Consider the following 15,687-nt stretch of genomic DNA (forward strand, 5'->3'; position numbering starts at 1 on the left):
AATTGCTCCTGTTAGCGGGTTCGTCCATCGCCAGTATATCGCCGGCGCCGAGGGAGCGGGGCCGTCTTCCCCATCAATGGCCGAGTGCGCGATGAGTGGTCAAAGAAATCCGGTTCTTCGATCCGGATGACGCCCGCGCCAAGATCGCCAACCGGTCGCCGACTACAATATCCGGCGGCCTCATCGTCACTGAAATACCTGACCCCCGCGGCCTACGCCGCCCACCTCACCGCAACGGACGATCGGCTGCGCAACCCCGACCAGCTCCGCCGATCGTCCGTTGCTCCATCCGCGCCACTTGGCGTACAAAACCCCGAGACTCTAACTGCCGCTGGATGAAAATGCAGTGGCAGGTCACATTTCGTCCAACGACTTGAATCGACATCAGCAGGCAGGCACGTTGAAACTCAACAGGGTAGGTTGAACCCTACAGGTTTTAGCGGGTGGAACGTTCAAGGAATCAAAACTAGGGTTGGGTAGAAGGATCGAACATCTTGCATTAGGGAACTGTTGATAAGGAGTGCCAAGCGAAGCGACCGCTGACGTCGGCATCGGTTTCGGCTGCGTAGAATGCCACCATGTCCAAACGCCTAGCAGTTCATTGGGGCAGAGGCCGGCCATCAGCTGGGATTCTACTCGTATCATATTCGAGCTAGTGGTTTTCGGCTGGCGAAACCCTGGAAACCACCTTCGGTATCCTTGCTTCAACACGCGAATTCCACGTGCGCATTGATCGCCTGTCATGAATTTTCTTCACCAGCACCTATCCCCCGCTTTCCCGGCGGCGTCCGGGAACGTCTGACCAGATGAAGGAGATCAGGCATGGCCTACCACAAACTGATCAATCAAAGCGGACAGATGCTCAACGGGTCGCTCATCACGCCTGTTGCCTCGGAGCCGAACCAGCCCGACACGGTCATCACGTCGGCGCTGCCGCGGGACGGCAGGCAGACGGTCGACTATGGTAGTCCGCAGAATCCTTTTCCGAACTGGCCGGTGATTTCTTGTTCCGATGGCGCGTTTTCACATGAACAACGGAGACTGCCCGTCGGTTCGATTAGCACGTTTTTCAAGGACTTGGCCATCTTGCGGCAACACGCTATCGGCGCCATTTGTGCCGCGGTCGTTGGAATGTCGCCGCTCTCTGCCGAGCCTTTGGAATTGCGCAGCTATCACGCGCCGATCGGCGAGAGCTCGATCTCCGGCATTTCATCAGGCGCCTTCATGGCAGTCCAGTTCGGCGCAGCCTGGTCCTCGATCGTCAAGGGAGTGGGGGTGGTCGCTGGCGGTCCCTATTGGTGCGCTGAGGCCAAGATGTGGCGTGCGACGGGTCCGTGCATGAAAGGGCCTGCATCGGGCCTGAACATCGCGGCGTTCACGACGAAGGCTGATGCGAACGCGTCAGCAGGCAAGATCGATCCGGATAGTAATCTTGCCGGGCAGAAGATCTATCTCTTTCACGGCTACAACGACGCGGTCGTCGATAGGGCCGTGACCGATGCGGCTGCCGACTTCTACCGTCGCTATCTAGGTGACGCCAATCGAGGCAATCTCTTCTATCAGACCGCCCTCGGCGCCGGGCACTCCTTCGTGGTGGCCAAGCAGGGCGACACCCGACTGAATAGCTGCAGTGCTAACAAGGAACCGTATATTGACCAATGCGGCTACGATCAGGCCGGAATCCTCCTGCAGCATATTTATGGCCGCCTCAATCCACCTAATCGCGGGCAGCTCGCGGGCGTCGTGAAGAGCTTCGATCAGTCACTCTATACCAGGCCGCACGAGCCCGCCGCGTTGAGCCTGAGCGATACCGGCTATCTCTTCGTGCCTCAGGACTGCGAGCGAGGCGCTCTCTGCCGTATCCACGTGGCGCTGCACGGATGCCGCCAGAATGCTCGCGAGATCGGGCTCAAGTTCGTCAATGATACCGGCTACAATGCCTGGGCGGATACGAACCGTTTGATCATTCTCTATCCACAGACCAGGACCAGCTTATATCGGCCCACCAATCCGCAGGCCTGCTGGGACTGGTGGGGCTACGTCAATCACGCGAGCAGCTACGTGACCAAGTCTGGGGCGCAGATCCAAGCGCTCAAGGCCATGCTCGACGCGCTCGCGGCCGATGGCGCGACGCCCGTCAGCGCGACGCGGCAATCGACATCAGCACCTCAGGGGCTCACGGTGATCGATACTTCGGATACTAGCGTTGATCTGGTCTGGTTGCCGCTGGCAGGAGCAACGACATACCGCGTGCTGCGTGCAGGCCCTAATGGCACATTTCAGAGGATCGGCGAGGTTGCAGGAGCCAGCTTCGGCGATTCCGATCTTAGGCCGCAAACAACATATCGCTGGCGCGTCTCGGCCGTTCTCAATGGAGCAGAAGGACCTGCGTCCGAGGAGGCCAGCGCGACCACGCGATCGACGCCTCCACGCTGCAACCATCCGGGGACTTGCCCGGTGACCAAATAAGAGACTCTTGGGCTCTACCGCCTGCGACAAGAGGCCGGTTCGCATCGGCGCCTTGCCAATTCTGGCAATCTCATCTTCCGGACGTGGAGACGCTGCGCGCGGGCGTTTACCCATGTCCGATATTGCTCAAGTGTCTGCTTGTTCACGGGATAATCGAAGCCTGGCGGTACATCGAAGAAACCGACCGGAGGCTGTTGAGCGACCGCGCCAATGAGCCGCATAAAATGAAAATGAAGAGGTGACGAAGCAAAAGATCGACCCTCGCTTCGGCATGAAAGCTCCTCGGAACAATCGGCGGACCGGGCCCAGCTCAGGGCTGATAGCCGCCGCCGATCCAGCTCTCGACCAGTGCAATCTTCTGCGTCGACCAGGGGGCCGCCCCCGCCTTTCGGAGGCGCCCGCATCACCGGCCCGCCCTGCGCCTCAGTCCGCGAAAAATCCGGTCAGCATGTGTCTTGACGTCGCCGTACTCGGAAAGATCGCAGAACCACATCATGTGATTGATGTTCCTCTGCGTAAAAAGCGGTCATAAACCTGCAATAAAAGCGTGCTAAGTAGCTTGGTCCGACAAATTGCCGCTGCTGGTCGGAGTGACGCGCAATGGTTTTTTGCTCAGTGGTTTGTCGGCATGGGTATTCGCGCATGGCCTGCGACACTGCTACGGTGCAGATGCTCCGCAACGTCCTTGATGAAGTACTCGCTAGCCCCACGTTCATCGGGCAGGAGCACCTCTCTGCGCTGGAGATCGCGGAGCGCATTCTTTGGCTTGCCTCACAGGGAGAGCGGGAGGCCGCGCCAATCAAACAGCACTTGCTGAACGAGTTTTTGGCCAATGGTAGCAATAGCGTAAGAGCTGAGAAGGCCATCTCGATGGCAAGCATGGCTCCGGGTTTGTGTTCGGGGATACGCCATCGGGGATCCTAGTGACGACCATGTCGTCAGCGCCGCAATGTCGTGCGCATCAACTGCTAGCGCGCTATGATTGATCTGAAGCTCCTGGCCAAGGTTGTCTCCTCGTAACGAGGCTCTGCAGCTTGTATGAGGAATTCAATTGTCGCGAAGACCTGCTTGATACATTCGAAGTCCGCTAGGCCGCCATCTTCCAGGAGCGAATGAATGCCAACCAGTTTTCGTAGGTGCCGCGCAGGTCTTTCTGGGCCATACTGTCCAACGCAAGCGCAGGGCTCACCAATCGCAGGGCTCACCAATCAACGTGTTCGCCCACGGGTGACGGATGAGCCATTTTTGTCTTCGTTGGATACCAGGGGAAAGTATGTCTTGAACGGCAAAGCTGGAGTCCGCCGCCGACAGCTTCGACCACGATAAGGAGGCAACGATGAAGGGGATCGCATCAGTTCTTCTGGTTACATTTGTGCTCGGGGTCGCTGCGCGCGCCCAGGCTCCTGATCCCGATCCCGCACTGAACAATCCCGATAGGGTGTCGTGGGAATTGTTCACGACCGTCAACAAATCGGTGCCTGGCGTGAACAATAATGTGCTGTTCGAGACCTGGGCCTCGAACGAGGATACGTTTCAGCCGAATCCGAAGTTCCCGGGCTCCTCTGCGCCGCCCAGCTGCGCGCCGGCGCAGGTCGCGACGCTGACGACAGCGCTCCCGCAGCAGCCGCCAGTGACCCCGGTCGCAAGTCCCAAGATTTTGAACGTGCCGGCGCTGATCGCGCTCGCACCGCGACAGCCGGGACTGCAGCCTCACGTTTTGGCGGCGCGGCCTGGAGTCGAAGCCGTCGAAGAGACGCGGCGCAACAGGGCGACGTTTGATTTCATCGCCTGTAACAAGCTGCAGACAAGGGCTGGGCTGCGGGCGGCCTTTGCCAGCGGACAGTCGATCTCGTTTCCGATCGAATCGGTGGAAGTGAAGGCAAACTGGGTGTTGGCGAACGATCTCAGTCCCTCCGAATATCACATCAATACGGCTTCCGATAACAAGCGCTACGCGCTCATTTCAATGCACATCATCTCAAAGCAGGTCCCGAACTGGACCTGGGCCACGTTCGAGCACAAGGACAATATCGGACGCTGCGACTTCATCGGCTGTCACGACAGATTCGGCGCGGTCGTGCCGGATGTCCGTCCGCACGAAGCACCCGGCACGAAATATGATCCGTGCGTCAAGACGCCCGCGCTCAAGAAGCTGTTCGCCGACAACGGTCTTCCAGCGCTGTGGGAGAATTATTGCCTCAAAGGTAGCCAGACCGATTTCGTGACCGCGACCGGGCTTCCGGTCCATCTGGGCAATTCAGTGACCGAGGCAGGCTTTGACGATACGTCCTCATGCATGACATGTCATTCCCGTGCTGCGGTCAATGCGAACGGCCGCGGAACGACCAGCGCGGGCTTCCTCTCACCGCCGAATCCGGCGGTGTGTCCCGGCGGCCAGGATCGGCTCTGCAGCCCGAACGGTGCGCCGCTGCCCGAGTGGTTCTGGAACAATCCCGGTCAGCCGAACCAGTCGCTGCTCGCGTTGCAGACCGACTTCATCTGGTCCATTTCGCGCGGGGCGATCGGTCCCTGATAGTCGTGGCGCGAGCAGCGAATCGGCGCAAACGCCCGCCGAAGCGGCCGGCGTCCGGTGATATCGATTATCTGTCGCCCGACGCGCCGCTCAGCCTGACGCTCTATTTGCGGCATCGTCTGCCGGTGCGTCGCCGGCCGGGAAGCGCGATCGACCTGTCCGAACTGACGCGACGCGTCACCCTGAGCGAGTTGAGGGCTGAGCGCCGGCGCATCCTCAAGCGCTCGGTTGAGCGTATCCGCCGGTTTGCCGAGCGGCGGGGCATGACCGTTATCGCGGTCGACTTCCTCGGCCGCCGCGTCAGGCTCAGGGCCAGCGCCGCCGTTGCCGAACGCGCCTTCGGCACGCGGCTGGCACGGGTCCGGGACGACGGAGTGTGGCGCTACTACCCGTGTTACGAGCCGCGCATACCGACGCAGCTCAAGCCGATCGTCCATGCCGTTCTTGGCCTCGATACCAGGAAACCGCGGCTCAGCCGGCTTCGGGAGAATGCCAGCGCGGGGAACGGCATCGGCCTGCTTCCCTCCGAGATGGCCCGCCTTTACGGTCTTGATCGCGGCGGTCGCGGGCGGGGCCAGTGTATTGCGATTATCGAGCCCGCCGGCGGTTATCGGCCCGACGACATCGTCAAGGCCTGTCAAGCCATGCAGATCGCGCCGCCGCAGATCGTCGACGTCAATGTAGGAAGCGGTCGCAATAGGCCAGGGCCGAATCCTCGCGCGGATGCGGAAGTGGCCCTTGATATTCAGGTGGTCGCCGGCGTCGCACCCGAGGCGCGGATTGTCGTGTATTTCACCGAACTCAGCGAGCCCGGGCTGGTCGCCGGCGTCAGCCGGGCGGTGCACGGCCGCGAGCGCCCGAACGTCGTCATCATCACCTGGGGCGAGCCCGAAACGCTCTGGCCGGCAGAGTCGCGGCTCGGCCTCGACCCGGTGCTGCAGGATGCCATTCGGCTTGGGACCACCGTGCTTGCGACCGCGGGTGACGATCTGGCCTCGGAGCGCATGCAGGACGGCAGGGTCTACGTCAACTATCCGGCATCGAGTCCCTACGTGCTGGGTTGCGGCGGAACGCGCATCGCGCTCGACGGCGCTCGCGGCAGCATCGTGAATGAGACGGTGTGGAACGACGACGGCGTGCACGGCACCGGCGGCGGCATCAGCGAGGAATATCAGGTGCCCGCTTTTCAAGCCGCGGCCCGGATTCCTGGTTCGCTCAATGACGGCAGACGCGGACGCGGGGTGCCGGACGTCGCCGCTGCTGCCGCGCCGACGAATGGCTACCGCATCTTCCTCAACGGCGTGGACTTCGTCGCAAGCGGGACAAGCGCGGTCGCTCCGCTCTGGGGTGCGTTCATTGCGCTGATAAATGCACGACGCGGCCAATCGCTCGGCTTTGTAAACGATCGTCTGTACCAGTTGCCGAACCTGCTGCGTCCGATCGTCGCCGGCGACAACAAGGATACAACGGGCCTTGGTTACAATGCTGGGCCCGGCTGGAACGCCTGCACCGGTCTCGGTTCGCCCGATGGCGGTGCCATCGTAACGGCCCTGACCACCAATGCATGATCGCGCGAGGATCGGCGGCGCTCACTACCTTGGCAAGATTATAGCGGCGCGCGGCCTCATTAGTGGCAAGGTGCCCGACCATGCGTCGGCCATCTGATTTGCCGCCACGGGTTGCATTGTCGCAAACGCTCTAAACCGCATTTCAAAAAAAACGAAACACCAACGACTTGCCTAACTCCAGCAGGGGGCTAGTGAGCCATAACCGCCGCGGCGGCTCTTCGGGTCGATCTCGAACATCTGCACCGAGCCCAATGGGGCACGGGTGGCTCGCTTCGTGAACTGCGAGCGCACTGGTCCATCGCATCCAAGAAGTTGCGTATGTCCTAATCGTCATCGTCTTCGTCAGGAAGGCAATGCACAGCAGACTAGCAGGCCCTTGCAGTGCTGCCTGCGCCTCTGTCCAGCGGATGCTTGAGCCAGCTCAAGTATAGCCGAACCTGTGCAGCTGACAGGAGCGGTCCCGCTTTCCTTGGGGCATGCACTCAATCTGGTCGACGGGTCGGATCAGGGCGCCCTTGATCTCGATGTCGCCCTGTCGCCACATGAATCCCTTCTCACCATATCCTTCGTTCTGCTCCCACCGTAGCACCTTCAACTGATCAACCTTGAACAGCCAATTGCCGTTGTCATCATGTTCCCGAGGCCACACCTTCGCTGAAATACTCTCCAGCGAAACCTTGACGTCCTCGGCGGTCATCGGCGCGCATCTTTTGGGCGGATGCCTCTCGGAAAACGACATCAATGTCCTCAACAGCCCAGTGATGAGGAGCTTGGTCGCGGCGAAGCCATAGTCCGGACCTGCCAGTAACGACCGCGCATACCATCGGGCGCGTTGTAAAGGAGGTCGCAGGTTTCCGGCTCTACGCGAACGATAAAGATGATCTGTCGCCCGTCTTCCTCGCCGGGCGGAGCATCGTCATAGCGCCCTTATCCGATTGCTGATAACGGTTGCGCTCTCAATGGCTTGCGTAGCGATTTCCCCGAAAGACAGAAGACCGTTATCAAGATAGGCCCGTCCCCAAAGCCTTGATGTGTCCCATTCCATTTTGCTGGGCGGTCTAGTCATCCGCGCGGCCTTCATATTCCAGATGGGCGTTGCCGATACCCCTCAGGGGTACGGGCGATCCGGGGCTTGGCGCGCCCTTAGACGGGCCGCCAGCCGTGCGCTGTGCTCGATATGGTCGAAGGCGCGAGGGCTATCGTTGAGCAGCCGGCCGGCGAGTTCCGAAAGGGAGCTTTCTGCGCTTTCCACTGGTTCTGCCTGGCCGAGATTATCAATGCCGGTCCCCACCACCGAGACGCGCACCGTACCTTCCAACTGCTCATCAAAAGTAGCGCCGATGATAATATTTGCATCCTGGTCGGCCTCTTCGCGAATGCGGCTAACGGCCTGGTCGATTTCGAACAGTGTCAGGTCCTTGCCGCCAGTGATAGAGACGATGAGGCCACTGGCTCGCTTGATCGAGGGGTCTTCGATCAGTGGATTGGAAATCGCGGCTACGGCGGCTTTGAGCACACGCGATGGGCCAGAAGCCTCGCCCCTGCCCATCATCGCCTTGCCCTTTTCGCGCATGATCGAGAGAACATCGGCGAAATCGAGATTGATCAAGCCCTCTTTGACTATAAGGTCGCTGATGCAGGCCACACCCGAATGGAGCACTTGGTCAGCCAGGGCGAAAGCTTCGGCGAAGGTGGTCTTCTCGTTGGTCACCCGAAACAAGTTTTGGTTTGGAATGATCAGCAGGGTGTCCACCGTTTTCAGCAAATCCGCGATGCCGGCTTCGGCAAGGCGCATTCGGCGTTGGCCCTCGAATTGGAATGGCTTTGTGACAACACCAATGGTTAGAATGCCGAGCTCACGCGCGGTCTTGGCAATAACAGGCGCTGCCCCGGTGCCGGTGCCGCCACCCATGCCGGCGGTAACGAACACCATGTGTGCGCCGGTCAAATGATCACGGATGGCATCGATTGCCTCTTCGGCCGCGGCGCGCCCGACGTCAGGCTGCGAGCCGGCCCCGAGTCCTTTAGTCACCTGGGTGCCCATCTGGATGAGGCTCTTGGCCCTCGACATCGTGAGCGCCTGTGCGTCTGTATTGGCGACGACAAAATCGACACCCCGCAAGCCGGCGGCGATCATGTTGTTAACGGCATTGCCCCCGGCGCCGCCGACCCCGAACACGATAATGTGCGTTTTTAGCCCGCGAACATCGGTGATGTTGGTCATTATCGGCCTCACGATTGCGTCGGTAAGCTGGGAAATGAGATGACTCGAAATGCTGCCTCCAAGCATTGCGATCTGCTTTGACCAAGTCCGCGGCTAGATGGCTGGCCCATTGGAACCGGCTCGTCCGCAGCCGTCGATCGAGCCACCAGCATAGGCGCGCGAGATCTGCCCGATGACCAGCTGCCGCCGCCTCGAGCTGCAACGCCAGGATACTTTCCGCTCGCAGGCGTTGTTTGCCGTCGACCACCGGTTCGCCGTGGCTTAGCCGCATTTTGACGAGCTCAACGCACACCAACGCGTTGCCGTCGTCTGAAAGTGAGCGCGGCAACCGACGCGCTTGCATCGGCTGTCCTCCTGGGAGCGTACCGGGCAGTGTGCGCAGATCGCGAAAAGCTAGGCCGTCATGGTTAAAAGATTCTTAACCCGCAAGCAGACCGATCCGTCGGCGCGCGGGTCGGAGCAGTCTTCAATTGCCGTACGCCTCTCCTTCTAATGAGGGATTGGCGTGTATCATGTGGAATCAATATGGGTTCTGATCACCCGCGTTCGCTCAAGAAAAAACCCTCGCATAAGCGAGGGCGATGGACAAAGAGATTGTCCAAGTAAGATCGGCCCTGGTTGGGCTCTACCGCATCAGGCGGTAAGTCGGGCCTGCCAACGTTCCACGCAACGGGCGCTCGACCCGCTAGATGCGTTTTCCGCTGCTTCATGATGGCAGGCGTTCACTTCTTGCTTCATTCAGTACTCGCTGGACAGCATCAGCGTGAGCACACGCACGGTCCGCTTCGGATCGCTCGGATCTTCTGAGCCGAACCGCATATCCTCATCGTAGTAATCGATCTTCCAGAAGAACTTCCGACCTACCAGGTCGAAGCTTCCGAAGTCGTGCTCACCGTACGGATCGTTCTCCTCCGTAAATCCGGAGAAATCCGCTACGTGACGCAGGGCTTCGGCCTTTACGCACTCGGGCAGCTCTGCGACCTCGATTGTCATCATGACGTGGCCACCGCGAAACGTGCGCCGGAAGGCGTCGTTGAGAACGGCGATACTATTGATCATCGCGCTCCTCCGCGTTCTCGCCCCGGCAGGGCGCCGTGTGACGAGCGCCGCAGTACGGGCAGTCGTCGTCGCATTGTGCGGGCCACACGCCGCTCCACTCGCGGCCGCACTCGTCGCAGTGATAGTCGTTTCGGACCTGCATAGTCGGCTCCTAGATCATGCCGGCGAGCACAAGTGCCGAAACCACTGTCTGACCGCCACACGCCGCGCAGAAGCCCTGGTCTTGATCGGGCTCCATATCGGCGGTGTGGTTGCACCCTTCCGTCATGCATCCCGGGGCTGGCACCATTCAGGAGAGCTGCCAGCAGAAGATCGTCCAGGTCTTGGAAGCCTCTCTGGTCGCAAAGCATCACGAGTTTCTGAACTCTTTGAGCAATAGAAATGTTGGACATCGTGTCCTCCTCGCTACGGGCACCCGACCGATTTCGGGTGCTCGATCACGAGGCGGACGCCGAGCGTCCATCACTGGGCGGGATTTAGAGTAAACGCCCAATCGACCGTATGGACGCTCGTCGCGATGCCTCCGCCTCGCCACCGAGACCCGGACATGCTTGGCAGGTCCCGGATCGCGGGCGAACGTTGAAAGATCAAACTCTAAGCGAATACTCGCCGGGAAAGTCGGATCAGTGGAGGCGCGAACTCGTGTCAGATCGGCACGAGAAGTTGGGGCCGTGGAGCGCGTGACATTGCCAGGCGCTGTTGTTGCCGAGACAGTGTGGCACGTCGGCAAGGACGGCAAGCCGCTGGCCGGCGCCGCCAAGAACAGCTTCATGAAGAAGTGCGAGACCAGCGCGTAAGCGCGCAGTCCGTTCCCGGCTTTTTCAACAAGCCATCACAACGAAATGCCGTCATGGCCGGGCAGAAGCGCATCTTCGCGCGAGATGTCCCGGCCATTTGCTTTTGTGCCCCGCCCCGCCGCCACTTTCCGACACGCGCGAGCGCGTAAAGCAAACTCGCCGCGACCCTAGACAAAACGCAGCGGCTGACGGATCATGCCGCGCTGAGTGAACCGAGGCATCGACAAGGCCTCCAGCAAAGGATGGGCGAGATGTGGCAGTTTCGAGTGCGTGATCACATTGATGGCGACGATGAGCGTGCTCTTTACGCTGCTCATGATTGTTGACGTTGCCAACGCAAGAGGCCCCGGCCTGCCCAACGTCATGGTTCTCGCAACCGGCGGCACGATCGCCGGCAGCGGGGCGAGCAGCACCACCGTCGTCGGGTATACCGCAGCCACGGTAGGCATCGAGACCCTCTTGAACGCCGTCCCCGAGTTGAAGACGGTGGCCAACGTCAAGGGCGAGCAGGTCTTCCAGATCGCCAGCGAGAATATGAACAATGATTGTTGGCTGAAGCCAAGCGCGTCAATACGCTACTCGCGCAGGGCGACGTGGACGGGATCGTGATCACGCACGGGACCGATACGATCGAGGAAACCAGCTATTTCCTGAATCTGGTCGTCAAGAGCAATAAGCCTGTGGTCGTCGTCGGTGCGATGCGCCCATCGACCGCGATCAGTGCGGACGGCCCGATCAGCCTCTTCAACGCGGTGATCCTCGCAGGCAGTGAAGAAGCCGTCGGCAAGGGCGTGCTCGTCGCCCTCAACGATCAGATCAACGCCTCGCGCGACGTCACCAAGAACAACACGTCCACGGCAGACACCTTTCGCACGCCTGAACTCGGCTTTCTCGGCTACATGCAGGGCAACAAGCCGTATTTCTACCGGCAATCGACCCGCCGGCACACGGTAGATTCCGAATTTGACGTGTCCAACCTCGATGTCCTGCCGCAGATCGACATCGTCTACGGCTACGCCAACATGAGCCGGGTCGCGATCGACGCCTTTGTCGCTGCCGGCGCCAAGGGGATCGTGCATGCCGGCGTGGGTGACGGCAGCTTGGCCCGCCCGGGGGTCGAGCCGGCGCTCGACGAAGCCCGCAAGAAGGGAGTGGTGATCGTTCGCAGCAGCCGTGTCGGCAACGGCATCGTCGCGCGCAATGGCGAGGCCAAGGACGATGAACACGACTTCGTCGTCTCGGATACGCTCAATCCCCAGAAGGCACGCATTTTGTTGATGCTGGCGTTAACCAAGACGACCGACACCAAGGAAATTCAGCGGATGTTCTACACTTACTAAAGCCTCGGCTACGCTCGCTCGAAGCGGCGGTCATCACAGACCGCGCGGCGTCGATGGTCTTGCGGTAAGCGATCGCGAAATCCGGGCTACACGGACGGATTTCGTAGGGTGGGCAAAGCGAAGCGTGCCCACGATCTGGCGCAGATCAGAAAGAGATGGTGGGCACGGCGCAGTGTGCCTTTGCCCACCCTACGAGAGCTGCCTGCGGGGAGAGATTTTGGTCTCTATCATTGAATCATTGACGCAACAGATTGCCTCGTTGCCGCCGAGCGAAGACACCATGTCTGCCGTCAAGTTCCTGAAGCGATCGGATCTGGCGCAGCCTGCCACTCTCACCGGAACGTCGGACAATGCGCCCGCCGAATTCTGGCTTCGGCTCAGAAGGCGGCAGGAGAGCACTATCCGAGCAGGCATCGCTACTCGTGGCTTTCCTTCACTGCTGGCCGCGCTGGAGAAAGCTTAGTCCGTCGACTCCTGTAACCACCACAGTACTCACTAGCAACGCAGAGGCTGGTAACTTCTGGTCAGATCAGGATGATCGGCTGCTGGGATTCGTGCTCGTGGAGAGGCGATCTCCCGAATAGGAGCAAGAGCGTCTGGAGTGGTTTCGGCGCAACCTGACATAGGCCAGCGACGACCGCAACCCCGGCGCCTCCTGCCCGGTGCGCGCAACATATTCGGTGTAGCCGCCGCCATATTGGTGGATGCCTTCCGGCGTCAGCTCCAGCACGCGGTTCGACAGGACGCTGAGGAAATGCCGGTCGTGCGAGACGAACAGCATGGTGCCTTCGAAGTCCGACAGCGCATTGATCAGCATTTCCTTGGTGGCGAGGTCGAGATGGTTGGTGGGCTCGTCCAGCACCAAGAAGTTCGGTGGATCGAACAGCATCTTGGCCATGACGAGGCGCGCCTTCTCGCCGCCCGAGAGCAGCGGCAGCGTTTCTCGACATCGTCGCCGGAGAAGCCGAAGCAGCCGGCGAGCGCGCGCAAAGAGCCCTGCCCCGCGGTCGGAAACGCGTCCTCCAGCGACTGGAACACGGTGCGTTCGCCGTCGAGCAGATCCATCGCGTGCTGGGCGAAATAGCCCATCTTGACGCTACCGCCGAGCGCCACCGTGCCCTCGTCCGGCTCGCTCGCACCGGCAACCAGCTTGAGCAGCGTCGACTTGCCGGCGCCGTTGACGCCCATCACGCATCAGCGCTCCCGACGGCGGATCATGAAGTCGAGCCCGTCATAGATGCGCTTTGAGCCATAGCCCTTGTGCACGTTCTTGAGCGCCACGACGTCCTCGCCCGAGCGCGGCGCCGGCAGGAAGTCGAACGCCACGCTCTGGCGGCGGCGCGGCGGCTCGACGCGCTCGATCTTGTCGAGCTTCTTGACCCGGCTCTGCACCTGCGCCGCATGCGAGGCACGCGCCTTGAAGCGTTCGATGAACTTGATTTCCTTGGCGAGCATGGCCTGCTGGCGCTCGAACTGCGCCTGGGCTGCTGCTTCTCGTTCTGCGCCCGCTGCTGCTGGTAGAATTCGTAGTCGCCGGTGTAGGTAGTGAGCGAGCCGCTGTCGATCTCGATCACCTTGGAGATCACGCGGTTGATGAACTCGCGGTCATGCGAGGTCATCAAGAGCGTGCCTTCGTAGTAGTGCAGGAATTTTTCCAGCCAGATCAGGCTTTCGAGATCGAGATGGTTGCTCGGCTTGTCGAGCAGCATGACGTCGGGGCGCATCAGGAGAATGCGCGCCAGCGCGACGCGTATCTTCCAGCCGCCGGAGAGTTTGCCGACGTCCCCGTACATCATCTCCTGGCTGAAGCCGAGGCCGGCCAGCGCCTCGTGCGCGCGGCCGTCGAGCGCATAGCCGTCCAGCCCTCGAACCGGTGCTGCACCTCGCCATTGCGGGCGATAATCTCGTCCATCTGCTCGGTCTTGTCGGGGTCGGCCATATCGGCCTCGAGCGCGCGCAGCTCGGCCGCGACCTCGCTGACGGGACCGGCGCCATTCATCACCTGGGCCACCGCGCTGCGGCCAGACATCTCGCCGACGTCCTGGTTGAAATAGCCGATGGTGATGCGGCGATCGGTCGAGACCTGCCCTCGTCGGGCAGTTCCTCGCCGGCGATCATCCGGAACAGCGTGCTCTTGCCGGCGCCGTTCGGGCCGACGAGACCGATCTTCTCGCCCTTGTTGAGGGCCGCGGAGGCTTCGATGAACGGGATCTGGTGGCCGGCTTGCTTGCTGACGTTGTCGAGGCGGATCATGACTGTCTTTTGGGGGATTTTTGTGTTGCAGCGTCATAGGGCATGCGTGGCGTGAGGGGAAGCCTGGGACAGGCCGGATCCAGCCCATTCGCTCGTCATCGCTCAACTTCAGAGCCGAGACCTCGGCGGCATCTCGACGCCTTCGGCTCTGGCGGCGGCATTCATGCGAACTATATGATTTCTCAAACGCCCGCCGCATCGCTCCCTTGAAGAAGCCTTTGCTGATCTTTCTGTTCCTTGTCTTGACACCGCTGGCCGCGTCGGCGGTGAGATATTTCTGGCTGGGCGATGGCTGCCAGAATTGGCAAACCGCCGATCAGTCGAGCGCAGGTCTTCTGCCCGCCGCCGCCGCCGATCATCCCGAGGACGTCATACGGGTGTTCGGGGCGAGAACGGTGCGATGGCGCAGCATTTTCGATGTTCATACCTGAATCGTCGTCAAGGAGAAGAATGCGCCCACCTACACCCGCTATGACTACACGGCGTGGGGCGAGCCGATCCACACCAACGGCTTCGCTCCGGACGGGCGGTGGTTCGGCGCAGCGCCAGAAACCATTGTAGCCGTCAACGGAGAGCGCGCCGAGGCGCTGATCCCGAAGATCCGGTATGTGATCGAAAACTACAAGTTTCGGTCCTATGGAGATTACAGCGTCTGGCCCGGTCCCAATTCGAACACCTTCGTGCAGGCCGCGCTCGACTCCGTCCCTGAGCTCCGAGCCGTGCTGCCGCCGACCGCTATCGGCAAGGACTTTCCGTACACGGGTAAGTGGGGTGGGCCTAACGGCGTCCGGTACAGGCATCTATGCTTCGCTTGCCGGATATTTTGGCTTTTCCGTCGGCTGGATCGAAGGCCTGGAGATCAATTTCTTCGGCGCTGTGCTCGGGCTCGACATCCGAGGCCCGGCGCTCAAACTGCCCGGTCTCGGCCGCTTCGGAGTGACGCCCGGCCCTTAGAAGCAGCGATCCCAGCTTGTTCTCTGGCGATATTGCAATGTCCATCCCAAGCCTCAATCCGTTTACGGCGGCAAAAATGCTGCGACTGATCCGACGACTTCGCTCCCAGCTGGGGGGTGATGGGATCGGACGACAATGAAACGAGAGGTCACGGGTATATCCGCTTCGGCTCGACCATCCTGGCCGATGAGGATCAATCCGGCGACCATTTGCCACATTCAGAATAATCGGCTCGCCGCTCCATGTCTTGATCGGCTCCATTCCGATGATGAGAAATTCGCCGACAGGTTGGTCGAATATTGGATTCGCAATTGCCGGCCCACTTCGGCCGCAGCAAGCCTAAAGCCGAGCTGCTGGGCGCGTGAGCATACGTTAGCCAGGGTCACGGTGTCGAAGGTAAAGCCAAGCTGCGCAGGCGATAAATGGACGAGCTCGCATTTGTCTTCTGAGAGCTTAGTCGACCGTTAAGAAGCCGGATTGAGCTGAGCTG

7 protein-coding genes and 5 pseudogenes are annotated in these 15,687 nt (G+C 60.8%); 7 read left to right on the top strand and 5 right to left on the bottom strand.

What is annotated here, in order from left to right; genetic code table 11:
* Nucleotides 1-75: 75 nt before the first annotated feature.
* From XH79_RS07695 to XH79_RS07710, 4 genes and pseudogenes are all read left to right on the top strand, one after another.
* Nucleotides 76-339 (top strand): annotated as a pseudogene (locus XH79_RS07695) (integrase core domain-containing protein); the annotation flags it as partial.
* 483 nt (nt 340-822) lie between these two features.
* On the top strand, nt 823-2,469 hold the full coding sequence (locus tag XH79_RS07700; protein ID WP_271581275.1) for an extracellular catalytic domain type 2 short-chain-length polyhydroxyalkanoate depolymerase: 1,647 nt from the start codon (nt 823-825) through the stop codon (nt 2,467-2,469).
* 1,336 nt (nt 2,470-3,805) lie between these two features.
* On the top strand, nt 3,806-5,002 hold the full coding sequence (locus XH79_RS07705) for a hypothetical protein (RefSeq protein WP_271581276.1): 1,197 nt from the start codon (nt 3,806-3,808) through the stop codon (nt 5,000-5,002).
* Between the two features lie 5 nt (nt 5,003-5,007).
* Nucleotides 5,008-6,570 carry a S53 family peptidase gene (locus tag XH79_RS07710; RefSeq protein WP_271581277.1) on the top strand — a complete coding sequence of 521 codons (1,563 nt, stop codon included), beginning with the start codon at nt 5,008-5,010 and terminating at the stop codon, nt 6,568-6,570.
* A 421-nt stretch (nt 6,571-6,991) separates the two neighbouring features.
* Here XH79_RS07710 and XH79_RS07715 read toward each other — a convergent pair whose 3' ends face one another.
* The 3 genes from XH79_RS07715 to XH79_RS07725 all read right to left on the bottom strand — a co-directional run bounded on the left by XH79_RS07715 (nt 6,992) and on the right by XH79_RS07725 (nt 9,853).
* Nucleotides 6,992-7,267, bottom strand: a complete 276-nt coding sequence (locus XH79_RS07715; RefSeq protein ID WP_271581278.1) for a hypothetical protein — start codon at nt 7,265-7,267, stop codon at nt 6,992-6,994.
* Nucleotides 7,268-7,678: 411 nt separating this feature from the next.
* Nucleotides 7,679-8,794: a cell division protein FtsZ gene (ftsZ, locus tag XH79_RS07720; protein WP_271581279.1), complete on the bottom strand. Its 1,116-nt coding sequence runs from the start codon at nt 8,792-8,794 to the stop codon at nt 7,679-7,681.
* 738 nt (nt 8,795-9,532) lie between these two features.
* A complete protein-coding gene (locus XH79_RS07725; protein WP_271581280.1) occupies nt 9,533-9,853 on the bottom strand; it encodes a DUF3768 domain-containing protein in 321 nt (106 codons plus the stop codon).
* A gap of 1,160 nt (nt 9,854-11,013) precedes the next feature.
* On the opposite strand from XH79_RS07725, the pseudogene XH79_RS07730 reads away from it, so the two are divergent.
* A pseudogene (locus XH79_RS07730) lies at nt 11,014-11,990 on the top strand (type II asparaginase).
* A 217-nt stretch (nt 11,991-12,207) separates the two neighbouring features.
* Nucleotides 12,208-12,453, top strand: a complete 246-nt coding sequence (locus XH79_RS07735) for a hypothetical protein (RefSeq protein WP_271581281.1) — start codon at nt 12,208-12,210, stop codon at nt 12,451-12,453.
* Between the two features lie 171 nt (nt 12,454-12,624).
* On the opposite strand, the pseudogene XH79_RS07740 reads toward XH79_RS07735, so the two are convergent.
* A pseudogene (locus XH79_RS07740) lies at nt 12,625-14,243 on the bottom strand (ABC-F family ATP-binding cassette domain-containing protein); the annotation flags it as partial.
* Nucleotides 14,244-14,461: 218 nt separating this feature from the next.
* Here XH79_RS07740 and XH79_RS07745 point away from each other — a divergent pair.
* Nucleotides 14,462-15,197: pseudogene (locus XH79_RS07745) on the top strand (DUF3750 domain-containing protein).
* 62 nt (nt 15,198-15,259) lie between these two features.
* Here XH79_RS07745 and XH79_RS07750 read toward each other — a convergent pair.
* Nucleotides 15,260-15,631 (bottom strand): annotated as a pseudogene (locus XH79_RS07750) (hypothetical protein); the annotation flags it as partial.
* Nucleotides 15,632-15,687: the final 56 nt, after the last annotated feature.

This window comes from Bradyrhizobium sp. CCBAU 45389, assembly GCF_028128625.1.
Taxonomy (GTDB): Bacteria; Pseudomonadota; Alphaproteobacteria; order Rhizobiales; family Xanthobacteraceae; genus Bradyrhizobium; species Bradyrhizobium liaoningense_B.